This window comes from Leptospira ainazelensis, from assembly GCF_016918785.1.
In the GTDB taxonomy this organism is placed as follows: domain Bacteria; phylum Spirochaetota; class Leptospiria; order Leptospirales; family Leptospiraceae; genus Leptospira; species Leptospira ainazelensis.
Genome location: NZ_JAFFPT010000026.1, coordinates 1 through 900, shown reverse-complemented (window position 1 = coordinate 900; position 900 = coordinate 1). Strand labels below are relative to the sequence as shown.

Here is a 900-nt window from a genome sequence, read left to right as displayed (position 1 = left end):
GCGCTTGCGGACGCAACGTCGAGAAGCCTCTTTCGTTAGCCGACATGCATTTCAATAGGAATAAAAAATGAAATTACAAATTCCGATACGAATTCAAAGTTTTATCCTTAGCATATTGCTAAATCAGACTCTTCCTTTGATTCCTTTAGTTATAGAGCTCTTTTATAAAAAAACTATACTTCAATCATCTCTTGTGCTGACGGCATCGATATATAGCTTTACCTTGGGTATTGTTTCAATAAATCAAATGTATTTCGGATTCTCCATTCTCGTCGGATTGCTTTCTGGTTGTTATTATGGTTCAGTTTTACAGACGGATAATGCATTACCTCTCCAAAGCAATCTTAGTTTTTGGTTAATTGCTTTAATGTTTTTGCTGCATACAATTGAAAGATTTGATAGGCATATTAACAATAGAGAGCCATTTTTCCTCTTTAATACTAAGGAGGACCTGTAAATGGAATGGTTAAATTATTTGGGATTATTGATTAGTATTATTGGTATTATCTATTCAATATTATCGATTCATTTTAAGCGATCTGCTGAGAAAGAGATTGGTAAGATTTTGCGTGAGAGAAATTCTGAGGTTCATAAGCTTCTCTATTTAAGTGAATTAGAAAAGTCTCTTAAAAGTAGGGACTTAGATGAAAGGGAATTAAAACTTATTTTGGAGATCCTTTTGAAAATTATTAATGCAAATAATAAGAAATTGGAGCTTTTGAAGGAGCCGCTGATGCAGTCCTCTAAAAGAGGTCAAAAAGATTATCTAATGAAAATTTTAGATGAAAGTGGTATATCGAAAATGCACGTCGGCTAACTTCGTCTTCTCACTTCGTTCGCGACTCACGGTTCCCGCTCGCGCTCACTCCGGGCTAAAGCCACATTGCTTTGTCACTTCGG

At 35.3% G+C, this 900-nt stretch carries 2 protein-coding genes; both read left to right on the top strand.

Annotation, left to right across the window (positions count from 1 at the left end):
- The first annotated feature begins 67 nt into the window (after nt 1-67).
- Complete coding sequence (locus JWG44_RS07665; protein ID WP_205274379.1) at nt 68-457, top strand: hypothetical protein; 390 nt, start codon at nt 68-70, stop codon at nt 455-457.
- Nucleotides 458-817 carry a hypothetical protein gene (locus tag JWG44_RS07660; RefSeq protein ID WP_205274378.1) on the top strand — a complete coding sequence of 120 codons (360 nt, stop codon included), beginning with the start codon at nt 458-460 and terminating at the stop codon, nt 815-817. It abuts the gene before it with no gap.
- Nucleotides 818-900 lie beyond the last annotated feature (83 nt).